Source organism: Paenibacillus sp. FSL M7-0656 (genome assembly GCF_038003225.1).
In the GTDB taxonomy this organism is placed as follows: Bacteria; Bacillota; Bacilli; order Paenibacillales; family Paenibacillaceae; genus Paenibacillus; species Paenibacillus amylolyticus.
Window position 1 is genome coordinate 3,009,760 of record NZ_JBBOOT010000001.1, and the last position, 17,166, is coordinate 3,026,925.

16 protein-coding genes are annotated in these 17,166 nt (G+C 46.6%); 5 read left to right on the forward strand and 11 right to left on the reverse strand.

Annotation, left to right across the window (positions count from 1 at the left end):
- Window positions 1-99: 99 nt before the first annotated feature.
- The 4 genes from phnE (MHI01_RS13325) to MHI01_RS13340 form a co-directional block, all read right to left on the reverse strand.
- A complete protein-coding gene (phnE, locus tag MHI01_RS13325) occupies window positions 100-906 on the reverse strand; it encodes a phosphonate ABC transporter, permease protein PhnE (protein ID WP_100526573.1) in 807 nt (268 codons plus the stop codon).
- Window positions 903-1,754, reverse strand: a complete 852-nt coding sequence (gene phnE, locus MHI01_RS13330) for a phosphonate ABC transporter, permease protein PhnE (RefSeq protein ID WP_036672541.1) — start codon at window positions 1,752-1,754, stop codon at window positions 903-905. The genes phnE (MHI01_RS13325) and phnE (MHI01_RS13330) overlap by 4 nt, the downstream gene beginning before the upstream one ends.
- Window positions 1,751-2,548, reverse strand: a complete 798-nt coding sequence (gene phnC / locus MHI01_RS13335; RefSeq protein WP_076253378.1) for a phosphonate ABC transporter ATP-binding protein — start codon at window positions 2,546-2,548, stop codon at window positions 1,751-1,753. Before phnC ends, phnE (MHI01_RS13330) begins: the two co-directional genes overlap by 4 nt.
- A gap of 177 nt (window positions 2,549-2,725) precedes the next feature.
- Window positions 2,726-3,724 (reverse strand): phosphate/phosphite/phosphonate ABC transporter substrate-binding protein, encoded by a 999-nt coding sequence (locus tag MHI01_RS13340; RefSeq protein WP_373865020.1) that lies wholly within the window; start codon window positions 3,722-3,724, stop codon window positions 2,726-2,728.
- Between the two features lie 258 nt (window positions 3,725-3,982).
- Here MHI01_RS13340 and MHI01_RS13345 point away from each other — a divergent pair, with 258 nt between their 5' ends.
- Window positions 3,983-5,587 carry a bifunctional metallophosphatase/5'-nucleotidase gene (locus MHI01_RS13345; protein WP_340983332.1) on the forward strand — a complete coding sequence of 535 codons (1,605 nt, stop codon included), beginning with the start codon at window positions 3,983-3,985 and terminating at the stop codon, window positions 5,585-5,587.
- Between the two features lie 102 nt (window positions 5,588-5,689).
- Here MHI01_RS13345 and MHI01_RS13350 read toward each other — a convergent pair whose 3' ends face one another.
- From MHI01_RS13350 to MHI01_RS13365, 4 genes are all read right to left on the reverse strand, one after another.
- Window positions 5,690-6,025: a hypothetical protein gene (locus MHI01_RS13350; protein WP_340983334.1), complete on the reverse strand. Its 336-nt coding sequence runs from the start codon at window positions 6,023-6,025 to the stop codon at window positions 5,690-5,692.
- Window positions 6,026-6,299: 274 nt separating this feature from the next.
- Window positions 6,300-8,138, reverse strand: a complete 1,839-nt coding sequence (locus MHI01_RS13355; RefSeq protein WP_340983335.1) for an ABC transporter ATP-binding protein — start codon at window positions 8,136-8,138, stop codon at window positions 6,300-6,302.
- Entirely contained in the window at window positions 8,119-9,921 is a 1,803-nt protein-coding gene (locus MHI01_RS13360; protein ID WP_036606290.1) for an ABC transporter ATP-binding protein, read from the reverse strand. Before MHI01_RS13360 ends, MHI01_RS13355 begins: the two co-directional genes overlap by 20 nt.
- Before the next feature lie 245 nt (window positions 9,922-10,166).
- The gene (locus MHI01_RS13365) at window positions 10,167-11,219 is read right to left on the reverse strand and encodes a CotH kinase family protein (RefSeq protein WP_340983336.1); all 1,053 of its coding nucleotides are present in this window, start codon (window positions 11,217-11,219) and stop codon (window positions 10,167-10,169) included.
- Between the two features lie 344 nt (window positions 11,220-11,563).
- On the opposite strand from MHI01_RS13365, the gene MHI01_RS13370 reads away from it, so the two are divergent.
- From MHI01_RS13370 to MHI01_RS13385, 4 genes are read left to right on the forward strand one after another with little or no spacing between them, the layout of a single operon-like run.
- Window positions 11,564-12,301 (forward strand): hypothetical protein, encoded by a 738-nt coding sequence (locus MHI01_RS13370; protein WP_340983337.1) that lies wholly within the window; start codon window positions 11,564-11,566, stop codon window positions 12,299-12,301.
- A gap of 53 nt (window positions 12,302-12,354) precedes the next feature.
- Window positions 12,355-12,492 carry a hypothetical protein gene (locus tag MHI01_RS13375; RefSeq protein WP_161799422.1) on the forward strand — a complete coding sequence of 46 codons (138 nt, stop codon included), beginning with the start codon at window positions 12,355-12,357 and terminating at the stop codon, window positions 12,490-12,492.
- Window positions 12,493-13,839 (forward strand): arsenic transporter, encoded by a 1,347-nt coding sequence (locus tag MHI01_RS13380; RefSeq protein WP_036606287.1) that lies wholly within the window; start codon window positions 12,493-12,495, stop codon window positions 13,837-13,839.
- A gap of 13 nt (window positions 13,840-13,852) precedes the next feature.
- Window positions 13,853-14,515 (forward strand): DUF2642 domain-containing protein, encoded by a 663-nt coding sequence (locus MHI01_RS13385; RefSeq protein WP_340983338.1) that lies wholly within the window; start codon window positions 13,853-13,855, stop codon window positions 14,513-14,515.
- Window positions 14,516-14,579: 64 nt separating this feature from the next.
- Here the strand turns inward: MHI01_RS13385 and MHI01_RS13390 are convergent, their stop codons facing one another.
- From MHI01_RS13390 to MHI01_RS13400, 3 genes are all read right to left on the reverse strand, one after another.
- The gene (locus MHI01_RS13390) at window positions 14,580-15,146 is read right to left on the reverse strand and encodes a hypothetical protein (RefSeq protein WP_340019396.1); all 567 of its coding nucleotides are present in this window, start codon (window positions 15,144-15,146) and stop codon (window positions 14,580-14,582) included.
- Between the two features lie 138 nt (window positions 15,147-15,284).
- Window positions 15,285-16,388: a toxic anion resistance protein gene (locus MHI01_RS13395; protein WP_340983339.1), complete on the reverse strand. Its 1,104-nt coding sequence runs from the start codon at window positions 16,386-16,388 to the stop codon at window positions 15,285-15,287.
- An 11-nt stretch (window positions 16,389-16,399) separates the two neighbouring features.
- Window positions 16,400-17,152 (reverse strand): hypothetical protein, encoded by a 753-nt coding sequence (locus MHI01_RS13400; protein WP_036606279.1) that lies wholly within the window; start codon window positions 17,150-17,152, stop codon window positions 16,400-16,402.
- Window positions 17,153-17,166 lie beyond the last annotated feature (14 nt).

A 17,166-nucleotide genomic window follows, 5' to 3' on the forward strand; every position in this document is an offset into this window, starting at 1 on the left:
TATCCCTGCCCATATTCCGGCACCGAATAGCCCTCTCTTCTTCCTCTATCAACTTATCTTAATTTATCATCTAGTATATTCGTAGCGCCACATTAACCCTTACACCAGCTTCTTACGAATATACCCCGAGATCAAGTCAATAATCGTGATCATCACGATAATACCCAGCAGGATTATACCTACTCGCGGCCAGTTCCGAGTACTTAACGCAAAGATCAGCGGTGTACCGATACCCCCTGCTCCAATTACACCCAGTATAGTCGCGGAACGTACATTGATCTCAAAACGATACAATGTATAGTTCAGGAAGCCAGGCATAACCTGTGGCAGGATGGCAAACCACAACTGCTGCATACGATTGGCTCCGGAGGCAAGCAGCGCCTCGGATGGGCCGTAGTCGATATTTTCAACTTCATCTGCGTACAACTTGCCTAACATGCCGATGGAGTGCAACCCAAGGGCGAGTACCCCTGCGAACGATCCGGGGCCTACTGCCTTGATGAACAACAAGGCCATGATAATCTCAGGGAACGTGCGAATAAAGCTGAGTACCATTTTGCCTGCACCCGAGATGGAACGATGCCCACTCATGTTACGGGCAGACCAGAAGGCAAATGGAATACAGAGCACGGCCGAGATTACAGTACCTAGTACGGAGATTGCCAACGTGTCTAGCAGTCCGCGCAGCAGGTCTTCTCCCTCAGGCAAATATACAAACTCCCAGTCCGGTGAGAAAATTCCGGCTACAATGGCTTTCATAATCTGAGCGGCAGTTTCCTTGAAACCAGTAAACGGTACACCGGCAAGCGCCCAGACATACACAAGGATTAACAGTAACACAATGACCCAGCGTAGCGGGTTCTTCCGTGGTTTAGGCCGGATGCGGCTTGTTTCATTTTTCATCATAGCAATTTCTCCCGCAGCTTAGTACTTACATAATCAATGACCAGAACGATGACGAGGGTAAACAGAATGATTACGCTGGTCTTGTCATACTCCAGGAAACCAAGTGTGGCCTCATAGTAGAGTCCAATCCCTCCGGCTCCCACCAGTCCCAGAATGGCAGCAGCACGTATATTAATTTCGAAGGCATACAGCACATAGGATGTGAACTGGGCAGCCAGTTGCGGCACCACGCCATATACAATGAGCTGAATCCGGTTCATACCAACAGCCGTCATCGCTTCCAGCGGCCCCTGATCAATGGTTTCCAGCGTCTCATACGTCAGCTTCGCGATCAGACCTATCGAGAACACAGCCAGTGCCAAGATTCCGGGGATTGGCCCCAAACCAAACACAGCAACGAACAAAGCAGCAAGCAACAGATCCGGCACGGTCCGAATCAGGTTCAACAGAAAGCGCGCCGGATAGTAGATCCAGCGACTTGGCATCAGGTTACCGGCACAGATAATCGAGACTGGAATCGCAATAATTGCACCAATGGTTGTCCCAATAAGGGCCATTCGAATCGTTTCAAGCATGCCTTGCACGATATTATCAAAGTAACTCCACCGGGGCGGGAACATCTCCTTCAGCAGATCCAGCATGTTGGGAAAACCTTCAAACAACTCCGTGAAGCTGGCATCCGTCTGCTTGGCACTGGCCCACAGAAGGAGCAGAATGATCACTAAGGTGAGCAAATGTTTCGTACGCCCAGGCGGTTTTGGGCGATTCACAACCTGAGCCGGGCTGGAACCAGGTTCCTTCCCCACTCCGCCTGAATTCTGAAGTGGAACGTTGGACTGCCCCTTCATACCACAACTTCTCCCTGCTCATGCACAGCCTGCTTGTCCAACAATTCGTCAGCCAGAATAGGTCTGCCGTATATTTCTGCAAAGCGCTCATCCGTTGCCTCTTCTACCGGGCCGTCGAAGACCACCTCGCCTGCTCGCAATCCGACAATACGGGTCGCATACTCTCTCGCCAGATCAATAAAGTGAAGGTTGACGATCGTCGTAATCCCAAGGTCTTGATTGATGCGTTTCAGGTCATCCATGACCTGTTTTGTTGTAAGCGGGTCAAGTGAAGCAACCGGTTCGTCGGCCAGAATGATTTTTGCTTCCTGTGCCAGTACACGAGCAATAGCCACACGCTGTTGTTGTCCACCAGACAACTGATCTGCACGGGAATAAGCTTTCTCCGAAATATTCACACGATCCAGCGCAGTGAATGCCAGTTCAATATCCTCTTTTGGAAAACGACCCATAATGGTACGCATAGTGGAATGATATCCAACCCGTCCAGCGAGTACGTTACGTAGTACACTGGACCGTTTTACCAGATTGAAACTCTGGAAAATCATGCCGATGTCACGTCTGATCATGCGCAGCCGTTTGCCTTGTGCCTTCGTGATGGAACTTCCGTTAATCAGAATCTCGCCCTCACTAATGTCGTGCAGTCGGTTAATGGAGCGTAAGAGCGTTGATTTACCCGCACCGGACAGACCCACAACAGCAATGAATTCACCCTGCTTAAATTTCAGATTAATATTATCCAGGCCCTTGGTACCGTTAGCGTAAGTTTTGGTAACGTTATGAAGCTCAATCATGACAATATCCTTCTTTCATTCATAATGATCAACCATACATGAGTCCTTGCTATAATGGCACAAGCCAGCGCAGCGTAGATCACGCTGAACTGGCCTGTCCATTGCTACGATTAAGCTGTTCCCATCCAAGAAAGCTACTACAAAGTGAACAGATCCCGAACTACTTTTAGATCAGAATTATTCACCTTTCACTTTTTCGCCATACTGACGAACGATCTCAAACTTGCTATCATCGGACTCTACATAACCTTCATGCGTATAGATTTCTTTGATGATCTGGTGACCTTCAGTATCTTTACCGATATCGATGAAGGCTTGTTTGATCTTCGCAGTCCAATCTGCATTCATGTCTGTACGAACGGCAATGGTATCGTTAGGAATAGGCTCAGTGAACGCCAGTACACGTGTATCTTCAAATACAGTCGGATAGTCTTTAGCTACCGTGTTGCGGGCATCTTGGAAAATAGCTGCTGCATCAACGTCACCGTTCAATACAGCGATAACACCTTGGTCATGACCTTTCAACGTTACAGGTGTTACATCTTTTAATGGATCAATGCCCCTGTCCAGCAACAGACCTGCTGGCCATACATAACCTGCGGAAGACGTTACGTTTTGGTAAGCCACTTTTTTACCTTTAAGGTCCTCGATGGATTGAATCGGAGAGTCTTTTTTTACAATGAACATGGATTTATAGGAATCCGCCAACTCTTCGGTTGGAGCACCTGTCTCATCATTTACACCGAAACGTTGTGCTTGCAAGATAACCTGCGCAGCGCCTTTTTCTTTAGCCAGTACATAAGCTGTCGGAGGCAAGAAACCTACGTCTACTTTGTTGGAAGCCATTGCTTCAATAATTGTGTTGTAGTCGGTGGATACGCTGACTTTTACCGGAATGCCCAGTTTGTCACCAAGCAACTTCTCCAGCGGTTTCGCTTTGGCTTCAAGCGTATCTGCGTTCTGGGAAGGAACAAATTGAACCGTCAGTTCAGTTGGCACATAACCTTCGACAGCTTTCTCTGTCTCTGCCGTAGACGTACCGGATGCATTCGAACTCGAATTATCCCCGTTAGCCGAACCTGTTGTACTACTGCTAGACCCACAAGCACTCAGAAACAGAACCAAAATCAACAATGGTAAAAATAAAGCAGACTTCTTCAAACGAACACCCTCCAAAGAGTTTCTATTTTTCAGTACTTATCTACTATAGTTGCCAAATATTAGCGCGATGTGAAACGAAATTTGGAGTTTTGTAAAGTTTCCTGTCAGGCTGTCAGCGCGACTTGTATCTGTTAGAATAGGCTCATTATGGTTGAAGATATAGGAAGAACATCGGAGATAACGGCGCATACTTCGGTTCTTCAAGCTATTCATTCTTCTCCGTTTTATAGTAATTCCATATATCTGAACTTATATATTAGAGGAGATTGTAAAATGACATCCACAAACCATACGGCAAGCTTCGATATTCTGTATACCAGTGATCTGCACGGGGCGATCCGTCCCATTCATTACAATACCAATGCCTACCGCCCGGCTGGGCTTGCCCTGCTGGCCTCCCTGATTCGCAAGGAACGTGAACGTGCACCTGAATTGATGCTGGTGGATAACGGGGATCTGTTGCAAGGATCACCCTTGGCCTCCTATGCAGCTTCACAGGTTTCCAAAAACGAGGTGCATCCATTCATAACGGTACTGAATGAACTCGGTTATGATGCTGCGGTGATGGGCAATCACGAGTTTAACTATGGTCAGAGTCTGTTGCGCGGAGCAGTTGAAGCTTCTAATTTCCCCTGGCTGTCTGCCAATATTGTAAAAAATGAGCAACCAGACGTACCTGCCTTCGGTCCTCCGTATCTAATCAAAACCTTGTCTACGGGTGTTAAAATTGCCCTCTTGGGCGCAACTACGCACTACATACCGAACTGGGAGCACCCGAAAAATATTGAGGGTTTACAGTTCCTTGATGCCTTAGAGACCATTCGTAAATGGGTTAGCTATATCCATGAGCATGAACAACCAGATGTAATGGTTGTCAGTTATCACGGTGGATTTGAGAGTGATCTGGAGACAGGCGAGCCCACCGAACGGTTAACTGGGGAAAATCAAGGCTATGCCATCTGCCGGGACATCGAAGGCATCGATGTGTTGCTTACTGGACATCAGCATCGTCAGCTTACCGCTAATATTCATGGTGTAACCGTCATTCAGCCGGGATTCAGTGGAAATGGTGCGGGGCATGTATCCCTTCAGTTGGAACAATCATCGGGCGGCAAGTGGCAGATTACAGATAAGCAGGCTCGGTTGTTACTTCTGGATGAACATCATGAGGTTGAACCTGATGCAACCGTCATGAAACTGACGGAAGAGCTGGAAACTGAGGCACAAGCATGGCTTGATCAACCTATTGGCGAGGTGGCTGGGGATTTATCCATCACCAATGCTACGGCTCTGCGACTCAAGGCACATCCATTCATTGCTTTTGTACATCAAGTGCAGATGGAAGCGACTGGAGCGCAGCTCTCCAATACCGCCATGCTGAGTGAAGAAGCTCGCGGTTTCGGGAGTCACATCACCGTTCGGGACGTGTTATCCAACTTCATCTATCCTAATACTCTGACGCTGCTGGAGTTGAGTGGTCAGGATATCCGGGAGGCACTGGAACAAACGGCACGTTACTTTGAAGTGAATGCTTCTGGTGAGGTGGCAGTCAATCCGGCTTATATGGAACCCAAACCACAACATTATAATTACGATATGTGGGCTGGCATGGAATACGAGCTGGATATCTCCCAACCTGTTGGCAGTCGAGTTGTGAAGTTTGAACATGAAGGCAAGCCAATGGACATGAATGGCATGTACTCTGTGGTGATGAACAGCTACCGTGCTGCTGGCGGCGGGGATTATGCAATGTATCTGGGCAAAAAGGTACTGCACGAAGGTGCCACGGACATGGCCGCACTGGTGGAGGATTATATCCGCAGACACCAACCGTTAACGGTGGAGCAGGCTAATAACTGGAAAGTTATTGGGAGTTAAATGAGAAAGAGCAGGTCCTGTGATCAGGATCTGCTCTTTTGTTTTCAACCTATTGCTTACTTGTTCTTGTTGAATTATCTTATCCTGTCCTGTCACGTCCCGTTATCCGACATATTGAAGAATTAACTGATATAACGCTATTGAAAATCCTAAGATACTCGCTTTCATTTTAGATGGATGATATCTTTCGCTACGAATCAAATAAAAGAAAACCAAAATAAACCCTGCGGGGATCCATAGCTCAAAGACACCATTTGTTGTACTTTGAGAATAAATTGGCGTTATGAACGTACTAATCAAAAAGTAAAAGAAAACCGTAAAACGTCTTGTTTCTAACTGCTTGCTCCACCTTACTAGAATGAAAATAATAATGATTGCGATAATCGTAATGTGTAAAGGGGGAAGAAGAAGAGCAGCATTCCCAAATTTAAATTCCATTCCGCATTGCCCTCCTCTCTTTTAATGCATCACATGACTGACTACAGGCATACGTGTATAAATTCATTCTCATGCTTCAAAACCGCTGGCAACCGTCCAAAAACGGACCTATTCCAATATATTCTTATTTTAACATACAATCACAGTTCCGTTTTCCATTTTCCTTCAAGGGAATATGCAAAAAGAGCAGAATTGAGGAGCATCGTGCCCTCATCCCTGCTCTTTTTACATACCTACAAGTTCTCTAATACATGTCCCATATTATCCAAAATGACTATTGCGCCTTTTTACGCAACTGACTGTAATACAGCTCGCTGTAGAAACCGCCTTGTTCCAGCAATGCATCATGCGAGCCTTGCTCCAGTAGTTGCCCATCCTTCAGCACCAGAATCCGGTCGGCCTGACGGATCGTGTTCAGCCTGTGGGCAATAACAAAGCTGGTACGGCCTTGCATCAGGCGTTGCAGCCCTTCCTGGATTTTAATCTCCGTAACAGTATCAATACTGCTCGTCGCTTCGTCCAGTACGAGTATCGATGGATCTGCCAAGATTGCCCGGGCAATGGCGAGTAGTTGCTTCTGCCCCTGACTAATGCCGCTCCCATCGGCCTGGAGCACTTTGTCGTATCCATCCTTCATTCGCACAATGAAGGAGTGGGCATTCGCCAGCCGGGAGGCTGCTTCCACCTCTTCATCCGTTGCGTCCAGACGGCCAAATCGAATATTTTCTCGAATCGTGCCCTGAAACAGAAATGAATCTTGTAGCACAAATGCCATATGTGACCGCAGATTCTCACGCCGAATGGTGGTCATATCGCGACCATCTACCGTTAATGTGCCACCTGTTGGATCATAGAAACGGGATAACAGCTGAATTAATGTTGTTTTCCCCGCTCCGGTCGGACCCACAAGGGCAATCATCTCACCCGGTTTGGCTTCAAAGCTGATCTCATGCAAAATGTTACGTCCTTCATCGTATCCAAAGGATACTTTGTCGAAGCGAACGGCTCCCTCTACCTTGTCCAGAGATATCGCTGCCCCTTCATCCTTCGCTTCCTCATCTTCGTCCAGCACCTCGAATACGCGCTCGGCCCCCGCAATCGCGGACAATAACGTATTCCACTGGTTCGCCAGATCATTCAGCGGACGGGTGAATTGACGGGCATATTCCACAAAGATAATAATCACCCCGACCGTAACCGAACCCTGAATCGCCAGAATACCACCGATGCCCGCCACAATCGCAAAGCTCAGGTTATTCAATCCATTCATCAGTTTCGGGATAAAACCAGAGATCGTCTGTGCCCAGAAACCGGAAATCCGGATGCGGGTATTTCGTTCCTCAAAACCGCGAATCACTCGCTTCTCTTGGGAGAATGCCTTAATGATCCGCTGCCCGGATAAAGTCTCTTCGATGTAACCGTTAAGTTCACCGAGATTGCGCTGCCGCTCCTTGAAGAGCGGTCCCGTTCTGCGCGTAATCCAACGCATGCCAATGGCCATCAGAGGCACAACGATAAAGGTAAGCAGGGTCAGTAACGGGCTGAGCCAGAGCATAACCCCAAACGTTCCGAGCAGTGTTAATACACTTGAGAAAATCTGGATCGCCGAGCTGTTCAACGTACCGCTGACATTCTCGATATCATTGGTCACCCGGCTCATAATCTCCCCCTGCTGGCGTTTACCGAAGAATGGAATCGGTAATTTGTGCAGATGGGAGAACAGATCATACCGCATGCGGAACACGGTTTCCTGTGCAATTTCGATCATCCATATATTTTGTAACCAGGATGTAAGAGAGAACAAGACATACACTGCGGTTAATCCAATCAGAAACCGAGTCCAGCTTGCCCCGGCTTCCCCCGCGATGAAATCATCCACGGCCACCCCTACCATGTAAGGGCCAAGCAAAGCGAGTGCGGAACTGGCAAACACCATCAACAGTACCATGGACAGCTTAACCTTGCGACGTGCCAGATAGGTCCAGATACGACCTAGCGTACCTGACCAGTTCTTCGCCCGTGCCTTGGGTTTGCGACCACCGCCTGACCGTAACGTCTCCGGATCAATCGGAGGCGGTGGCTGACGGAAAGGCTCAATGAATGCTTTGAACATGCTGTGCACCCTCCCCGTATTGTGATTCATGGATTCGACGATACAGCTCTGACGACTCCATCAGGTCTTCATGTTTTCCTTGCCCAATGAGTTGTCCATCATCAAGCAGCAGAATCAGGTCCGCCGAAGTGGTTGAACTGATCTTCTGGGTGATGATAAACGTGGTACACGACAATTCCTCCAGCGCATCGAGCAGTCTGCCTTCTGTAGCCACATCCAGCGCACTTGTGCTATCGTCCAGAATCAAAATTCTTGGTCTACGTACCAGTGCTCGTGCAATGGAAAGTCGCTGCTTCTGTCCACCGGAGAGATTCACTCCCCGTTGACCCAGCAATGTATCATAACCGTTTGGTAAATTCTCAATTGTTTCATGGATCTGCGCGCGCTTCGCGGCTTCCACGATCTCATCCAAGGTAGCATCTTCCTGACCCCAGGCAATATTCTCCCGTATGGAACCGGTAAACAGGACAACCTCCTGAGGCACATAACCAATCGCACCACGCAGCATGGACAGATCCAGCTCTGATGCATCGGCACCATCAATCCGTACCTTTCCTTGATCCTCTGTGTATAAACGCGGAATAAGCTGTACCAGCGAAGATTTGCCTGAGCCTGTTGCTCCCATAATGGCAATACGCTCCCCCGCTTTTGCCGTAAATGTGATGTTATCCAGTACTGTAATTTCACTATTCGGATAACTGAAGCCTACACTGCGGAATTCAACCGCTCCCTGCACAGCGCGCTGTTTCTTCGCCGGGTATACAGATTGCGGAAAATGCGAAGATTTCATAGATCCAGCAGATGGTGCAGACGTTGATATCGTCTGTTCAGTCTCCGACGTGTCCTCCGTATTAAACACTTCATTCAGCCGTTGCGCCGAAGCGCTTGCTCTCGAGAAGGTTACCAGAATCCATGACAACGCAGACATGGCACCAATTGTGCGAAGCAGGTAGTTAATGACGGCGACCACTTCACCCACGGTTGCATTACCGGAGGCAATGTCGACTCGTCCAAACCATAACACGGCGATGATACAAACGTTCATCATCAGCAACATGAACGGCATCGTGGTCTCCGTCAAGCGCAGCGCGGAGATTGTGCCTTTCATCAGCTTGCCGCTGAATCCGGCAAAGCGTTCGATCTCATGGCCCATCCGTACGAAGACACGGATCAGCCGAATGCCTGTCAGATTCTCCTGGATGACTCCATTGACGGCATCCAGTCTGCGCTGCACATTGCGGAACAGCAGCGCTGCTTTTTTGATCATCCACACCACAACAATGAGCAGTACAGGCACCATGACAACCAGTAGCAGACCCAACCTCGGGTTCACGATCACTGCCATAATCATGCTACCAATCACCACCAGGGGCACACGTGTCATGAATCGCAGACTCATGAAGACCGTGTCCTGGACCTGGGTCACATCCCCCGTTAAACGGGTAATCAGGGACGATGTCGCGAACCGGTTAAAGACGGCATAAGAGAACGTTTGCACTTTCTCATACAACTTCTCCCGCAGATCGTATCCGAACCCCAGACTTGCATGGGATGCAAAGAACGAACTGGCAATTCCAGCAGCAAAAGCCACAACAGCACTGCCAACCAGCACACCGCCCCACAACCAGACGACAGAAAGGTCTCCCTGCTGAATCCCGTTATCAATGATCTTGGAGATCAGATAAGGCTGAGCCAGCTCCACCGCAAGCTCAATTAACATCATGACCAGGGCTGCAATCGCGGCAACTCGGTACTTCTTCAAGTAGTACAACAGCTTGATCATAAGCATTCCTCCGGCTCGGAGCACCCTAAACCGATAACACGTTCCAGCTCAGAGCCTCCATTAGACATGTTGTTTTCTCCACAGCGTCCAATATGTAATCATTTCTATGTACACATATGGTTATTATAGCGTATTTTACAATGCCGCTTCTATTCTTATTACCCTACTTTTCCCAATACAATAAACTTCTCTTCATTTTGGCAGTAAAAAAAGGAAGGTCTCCCTTCCCCACGCTAGTTAAGTGCTTACAGCTGATGTAGTTTTTCACTTAGATACTCCCGACGTTTCACCACATATTCGCGAATTCTTTCCGGTTCACCTGCAAATACATCCATGGGCCATTTCATGTAAGGATCTTTGTTGACATCTTCCCGAATCTCATTGTGTAACCGATTCACCAAGGGCATAATTCGCTTCTCTGTAAAAGCATTCATCAGATGCTGGCGCATCAGCTTTTTATATTGTTGACGGAAACTGCGGAATGCCAGCAATCGTCCGGTAAGTCTGTTATACCCCTGAATTCGAACAAGATTGGGGTCAACTCGAGTTCCATAACAGTTCCTCCCCCAAGTACCCTCATAATCCCAAGGCAGGATGCCATATTTTCCGCTTTTGATTTTCTCATACCATGTGTAATTCTGATGAAATCCATCGAAGTTCCCTGTAAGCACAGCTCCACTTAACCAGCGTAAATAATTGTCTGTATCCACCCTCGACTGTAAAAAACGAAACAATTCCAACCTGGACTTTGTGTTCAACTGCTGAATAAAATTACGTAGCCTTGTGCGATCCACATCTTTGCCACGAATTAAGCTGTATCCGGACAATAAATCGGTACTTGTTGAAGAGGATTCCGAATTCATCCTAAAACCAGCATGATCATTCACCGCATAGAAGATACTGCGCACAGGGATTTTCCTTTGACGAAAAAAGAAGGATTTCACCCCTTCGATCCGCAGGTATACACCCAAAAGTTGCCCGTTCAGATAGAGTACGCAGTGTTGTGTAGACGGTGCGGGTACACGAATCGACTCAAAAAAACGAAAAGAAAGTGCATTGCGCAACAACGAAGGATCATCATACTCCGCATTAAAATGATACGTTCGGCTGGATGTACGAACCTCAAATGATTTTTTGGGATAACCGCGTGTATGTCCTCCACGGTATCGAAGCCGGATCGGAAACGGCTTACCGTCCATCTGCATCGTGCTGTTCACAAACGTCTCTGACCATATATTGGACGTTAACTGTTGATATTCGGTTGGAGACAAGCTGATATGGTAGACAGGTAGAGCCATTTCCATCCGCCTTTCGAATACCTGTAAGATTCGCCCGTAGGCTCTTACATCATCCTATGCAGGTGCACAGAAAGTCGTACGGGCGAATGCACAGTCCTGATACTTATCACATCCCAATTCACTTGTCATAATGCGGAATAACCGAGTTATTAATCTATAAATTTACATCATTTTCATAGATTATAGCTGAAATGGTATAAATATAGTTAACTGGCTAGTCCCTCCAAGAAGCATGTCACATATGCTTAAACTACAGACAGACACGAATGACGAATGGAAGGGATCACATTTACATCCACCATTTCTGTCCATCTGAACTTATATCATGGAAGGGGTCAAACACAATGTCTATGAATGGTCAAGGAATAAGAGGTTTGTTGGGAAGAGAGATTAAGATTAACCGGGGAGGACCTGATTCAATACAAGGTACACTTACGGACGTACGCTGGGACTACATGGCAATGAACTGCAAAGAAGGGATTGTCTACGTTAATGAATCACATGTCAAAAGCATAACAGATACAGGCCGTTCCGGTGGTAACCGAAATGCAACCATGGGGAACCCTATTCCTTCCAACACGTTTTTAGGCGTTATGCAAGCACTCCGCTTCCGCCGTGTTCAGATTAACCGGGGAGGACCTGAAAAAGTGGAAGGCATCCTGGCCGATGCCAACCAGAACCAATTGATCATGACTTTGAAAAATCAGGAGATTGTTCGTATTCCGATGCAACATGTGAAATCTGTATCCCTCGTACGTGGTGGTGGGAACAACAACAACAACAACAACAGTAGTAATACAAGTCAAGGGAACCAAGCAGCCCAAGGTAATCAGGCGGCTCAAGGCAACCAGTCTCGTGGCAACCGTTCTCAAGGGAACCAAGCAGCTCAAGGGAACCAATCCCAGGGTAATAAGTCCGGCGGCAACAAGTCACGGAACAACCAAGGCAATCGTTCTCAGGGGCAACGAGTTCAAGGCAACCAATCCCAAGGAAATAAATCTGGTGGTAACAAGTCGCGTGGCAATCAAGGCAACCAAGGCAGTCAATCCCGTGGTAACAAATCCGGCAATAAAAAGAAGTAAATAAAATAAACTGACAACTTAAGTTATCTACCAGCTTAAAGGGGGGAATTATCATGTTGATCTTCGTCGCATTAGTCTTGATTGGTGTGCCTTTTTACTGGATCGTTGCACCCGGAAGGCCCACTCCATCCCATGAACATCTGCTTCAGGCTTCGTCAGGACTTCTCCCCCTGGGAGGTGAATCACAGTAAATGCCTGACTACCAGTTGTGGTTAACCTTCGGGGTCTTTATCATCACTGTCATTTTCCTGATGTGGCGTCCTGGCGGATTGAATGAATCTATACCCACCTCGCTTGGCGCCCTTCTTCTTATTTTAACTGGAGTGAGCAGCTATGCTCACATTGTTGGAATCTTCGGGATCGTATCTGGTGCAGCCGTAACAATCCTCTCTACCATTGTCATGTCGATTATTTTAGATAGCATCGGTTTTTTTCGCTGGATCGCTTTGAATATGATTGAGAAAGCAAGAGGTTCCGGCTTTCGATTGTTCTGGCTAATTCTATTACTTTGTTTTCTCATGACCATCTTCTTCAACAATGATGGCAGTATTCTGATCACAACTCCGATAATTATTCGAATCTGTTCTATACTTCGTCTGAAAATGCATCAACAGTTACCCTACCTGATCTCCGGTGCGCTAATCGCTACGGCTTCCAGTGCGCCAATTGGACTTAGTAATCTGGCAAATCTGATTGCTTTGCAAATGGTTGGCTTAAATCTGAATACTTATACTCAGATGATGTTTGTGCCATCCATGCTTGCGATCATGGTGATGACTGTACTGCTGTTCTATTATTTTCGTAGAAGTATTCCCAAAGTTATTCATCATTTCCCTGTATCCCTGCAGTCTTCATCAGGTTCAGGATATCATCCGCTTCAGACAACTGAATCCGAGAATAAAGTAGACTGGTGGCTGTTCCGTGTCTGTATTGGTATCGTTGTATTTATCCGTGCAGGATATTTTCTAGCTGAGCAAGTCGGTATACGTATGGAGGTAGTTGCAATCACTGGTGTTATTCTCATGCTCGCTGTGCGTTGGTATCGCACCCGGACTGGACTCAAAGATGTGATAACACAAACGCCCTGGCACATTCTACTCTTTGCCTTCAGCATTTATGTTATTGTGGATAGTCTTCACCGAGCAGGCATGACCGCATCGATCATTCAGTGGATGAAACCTATAATAGAAGGAGGAAATGCCAGCATCATTGCTGTGTCGGGGTTAATGCTCACTCTGCTTTCCAATCTATTCAACAATTTGCCCTCCGTCATGATTGGGACCTTTGCTGTTACAGATCTTCCACTAAGTGAATCTCAACTGCATCTTGCGTATCTTGCCAACATTCTGGGAAGTGATATCGGAGCCTTACTGACGCCTATTGGCACCTTGGCAACGTTAATTTGGATGTATATATTAAAGACCCATCATATTCGAATCTCCTGGAAACAGTATATGAAAGTTACCTTTATTGTGATACCAATAAGTCTAATTGTTAGCCTAATTTCACTATATATTTGGACATCTATTCTCTATTGAGAGGAGGAATACTGTGGAACTTCTTACGCATTGGCTGAGTAAATCCGTCGAATTGGAGCTGTCTGGCTGTAAACTACCGATCCAGGGTGAGATCATTGATGTAGGCCAGGATCTGATTGTAGTCTACGGAAATCAGCGATTTGTTTATATTCCACTTCATCATGTTCAATCCATGCATGTCAATACGGCAGATGATTCAAGTATAGTTTTGCCAACACCCGACCCCGAGATGGATCACACCAACATCTCTTACCGCAAAATGCTGATGAACGCCCGTGGACGTTTCAGTGAAATCTCCATCGGAGGGAAAACATTGCATGGTTATATTACAAATATTATGAATGACTACTTTATGTTCTACTCTCCGTTATATCATTCTATCTATGTTTCCATTAATCATCTGAAGTATATTATTCCTTCCCCTACTAACAGCACACCCTATTCCCTTAGTAAGCAACATTTCCCTATGCAACCTTCGTCCATGTCACTCTCCCGTACACTCGATCAGCAACTTCATAAAATGATAGGTGAACTTGTTGTACTCAACCTCGGTTGCAAGCCTTACCGAGCAGGGTTATTGAAGAGTGCAGACAGCCACTTGCTTGCGTTGGTAGAAGCGGATGGGACTTCTTTAATTATGCATACCGATCATATCCAAACCATTCATCTCCCTTGAATATCAGAAGAACAAAAAGGTTCATCTGCCTATGGCTGATGAACCTTTTTTTCACCTTTACATCCTACCATCTTCTGCGTCCACGATCACCCCTATTATGATCATTCAACTCACCAAGACGATCGTATGTCTCCTTATATATCCGAATCACGGCCTGAACTTTGATGAAATCAGCATCTTCCGGTCCAAGCCCCTCCATAAACATTCTCTGAATGATCTGTTGGAAGAATTGCACTTTGGCCTCAATCTGTTCTTGCTCAAGCTGTAATATGTCTTCGAAACTGTGGTTCCCTATGTAATCCATCAACTCATCATCAGGACTGGAATAATCTGCGTTTCTCCGATCTGCTACCCATTCATCCGGCTCATTGGACTGGAGGTTAACACTGGTGCGTAATTGGGATAAGATGATTTTCTCTTTAGCCAACATGACATGAAAATCTTTGTTACGGAGTAGCTCCGATACAATCAGACTGCACATTTCACGGTTTTGGATCAGTATGCCGTCAAAAGGATGTAGCGTCCACTCCCCGTTTGCATAATACAGGTTAAAGTTAAAGAACTCACTGCCATATTTGTATTGAATATTAATCTTGGTCTCATCAATAATCTCGAATGAAAAGTCCAGCATGTTCAGCAAGCTCCTTCGCACAACCCCAGATTTTACCTTCATTCTATCAAATAAATGAAACAAAGAGACGCACTCGGCGTCCCTCGTAGAAAATAAAACCATGTAGCAATCTCGATACGATATGCAGCGAGTCCTACCCTAATCCAGGAAAGATCCTAATGCACTGGAATCCGGTTTGTTTTTTTCCGGAATGGCAACAACCTTCGGCCCTTCCAGACCCAGTCGATCGCTCATTTTAGCGTTAAGGGTTGTCATCTTGTTGGTATAGTCATTACAGCTCTCGATGATCCGGCGATTAGACTGCTCGGACAGATCCAGCGCAGACATCAGATCACCCATCGCCTGATTGACCGCTTCAAGGGACATCGCAGGTTTGGACAACAGTTCATTTGTTTTCTCAGTCGTTGTCTTCAACAATCTGGCGTTTTCCTTGAATTGATCTTCAATCGTCTTATTCGTAGCTTCCACAGCGGAAATGACCTTCTCCTGATCATTAAGAGCCATCGCAATCATGGCCGAAACGGTGATCAGATTCGCTGTTTTATCAATGGCATTATTAACGGAATCAATCAGCTTATCATTGTTATCATTAATGATGTCTGTAGCTGCGATCGCCTGATTGTACAGCATGATCATCTCTGTCATGGATTGGGTACGTGTTACCACTTTGCGCAACCCACGCTCCAGATGTGCTTTACGATTCTCGTTCTCAGGCTTGGCAATCTCGGTTTCGAACAATGCTTTCAATTGATTACCAAAAGAGATTTTGGTCTGCAGATTGTAGATCTCCTGAATGGAAGAACGTTTCAATTGACGCATGTTCACGATGCTTTCTTCCAGGTTGTCCTTGCCGTCCCGCAACCCGTTAATGATGGCATCAATGTTCGTGCGAACGGATTGATAACGGTATACATAGTTTTTCAGCGGGCTTTTACGTAACAACTTCCCGACAAAACTCACATTTTTACTCTGCTGCAAACTCTCACATTCATCACGGAGCTTCAGGATCATGTTTGATACCTCTGCCCGGTTCCCGGACATCAATTCATTGACTGGGCGATCAAGCAACTTGAGAGTCTGTCCTGCTCTCTCTTGTGTTTTCACGCCCAACTTGCCGATATCATCCATTAAGGTATCCAGATGAGCCGGATCACTTTGGGACACTTTCTGAATAAGCTGTGTTGCTTCCTGGTTAATCCGTTGCTCATCTTCCTGCTTCAACTGAGCCCATTCCGTTGCCATGCCAATCCCTCCTATAATTCAGAGCTGTTATACCGTTGATGTATTAGTTCCGCTTTGTTCTGGAGCTCCATTAAGTCTTTATGTTCAATCGTTGATACAATATCCGATATCTTGGAATCCACGTCTCGAAGACCATTCAGCAGCATACGCCGATTGTTGCGTTTGGCTTCTCCACTTAAACGTAAAAATGGATTAATAAAACCGTTCAGGTCTTTTAAAATCAGTCTGCGCACCGTATGGTTGATATCTCCGTTATTTAGTTCCTGAAGGGAAGGAATCACACGCTGCAAACGGGCAAACAACGCCAATGATTTCTCCACGATCTCATTATCCAGCTCGTTCTTCTGACCTTCGGAGATGATCATATCCTCCAGAACTTCCAGGTATTCAATCACCGGATCAAATACAGGATCTGGTTCAGTCCGGGAAGGCTTCGCTTGTTCTGTGCTTGCATGCTGTGCGGGAGTGGAACTCGGTTGGGGCTCTGCCAGAGAAGCTTCTCGCGCCCCTGTTGGCACTGTGCTCGGTGCTTGTCCACCATTCAAGCGGGATGGTTCATTTCCGATATCTGTAATGGGTACAGGGGCTGATGACGAACCCTGGACCTGTGTACGTGGCGTGGAACGTGAAGGAATCAATCCTCCGACCACAGTTGCCAGTGCCGGAATTGCCCACGTGATGACATCCGGTAGAAAGGGACTCGTGATCGCCGCAAGACCATAACCGACCAATGCGCCTATACCTATCTTCGTTTTCCGTAACATTACTTGTCCTCCTG

Coding starts and splice junctions, on each gene's coding strand:
- phnE (WP_100526573.1), bottom strand. CDS start 906: ATGATGAAAAATGAAACAAGCCGCATCCGGCCTAAACCACGGAAGAAC.
- phnE (WP_036672541.1), bottom strand. CDS start 1,754: ATGAAGGGGCAGTCCAACGTTCCACTTCAGAATTCAGGCGGAGTGGGG.
- phnC (WP_076253378.1), bottom strand. CDS start 2,548: ATGATTGAGCTTCATAACGTTACCAAAACTTACGCTAACGGTACCAAG.
- MHI01_RS13345 (WP_340983332.1), top strand. CDS start 3,983: ATGACATCCACAAACCATACGGCAAGCTTCGATATTCTGTATACCAGT.
- MHI01_RS13350 (WP_340983334.1), bottom strand. CDS start 6,025: ATGGAATTTAAATTTGGGAATGCTGCTCTTCTTCTTCCCCCTTTACAC.
- MHI01_RS13355 (WP_340983335.1), bottom strand. CDS start 8,138: ATGTTCAAAGCATTCATTGAGCCTTTCCGTCAGCCACCGCCTCCGATT.
- MHI01_RS13360 (WP_036606290.1), bottom strand. CDS start 9,921: ATGATCAAGCTGTTGTACTACTTGAAGAAGTACCGAGTTGCCGCGATT.
- MHI01_RS13365 (WP_340983336.1), bottom strand. CDS start 11,219: ATGGCTCTACCTGTCTACCATATCAGCTTGTCTCCAACCGAATATCAA.
- MHI01_RS13370 (WP_340983337.1), top strand. CDS start 11,564: ATGTCTATGAATGGTCAAGGAATAAGAGGTTTGTTGGGAAGAGAGATT.
- MHI01_RS13375 (WP_161799422.1), top strand. CDS start 12,355: ATGTTGATCTTCGTCGCATTAGTCTTGATTGGTGTGCCTTTTTACTGG.
- MHI01_RS13380 (WP_036606287.1), top strand. CDS start 12,493: ATGCCTGACTACCAGTTGTGGTTAACCTTCGGGGTCTTTATCATCACT.
- MHI01_RS13390 (WP_340019396.1), bottom strand. CDS start 15,146: ATGCTGGACTTTTCATTCGAGATTATTGATGAGACCAAGATTAATATT.
- MHI01_RS13395 (WP_340983339.1), bottom strand. CDS start 16,388: ATGGCAACGGAATGGGCTCAGTTGAAGCAGGAAGATGAGCAACGGATT.
- MHI01_RS13400 (WP_036606279.1), bottom strand. CDS start 17,152: ATGTTACGGAAAACGAAGATAGGTATAGGCGCATTGGTCGGTTATGGT.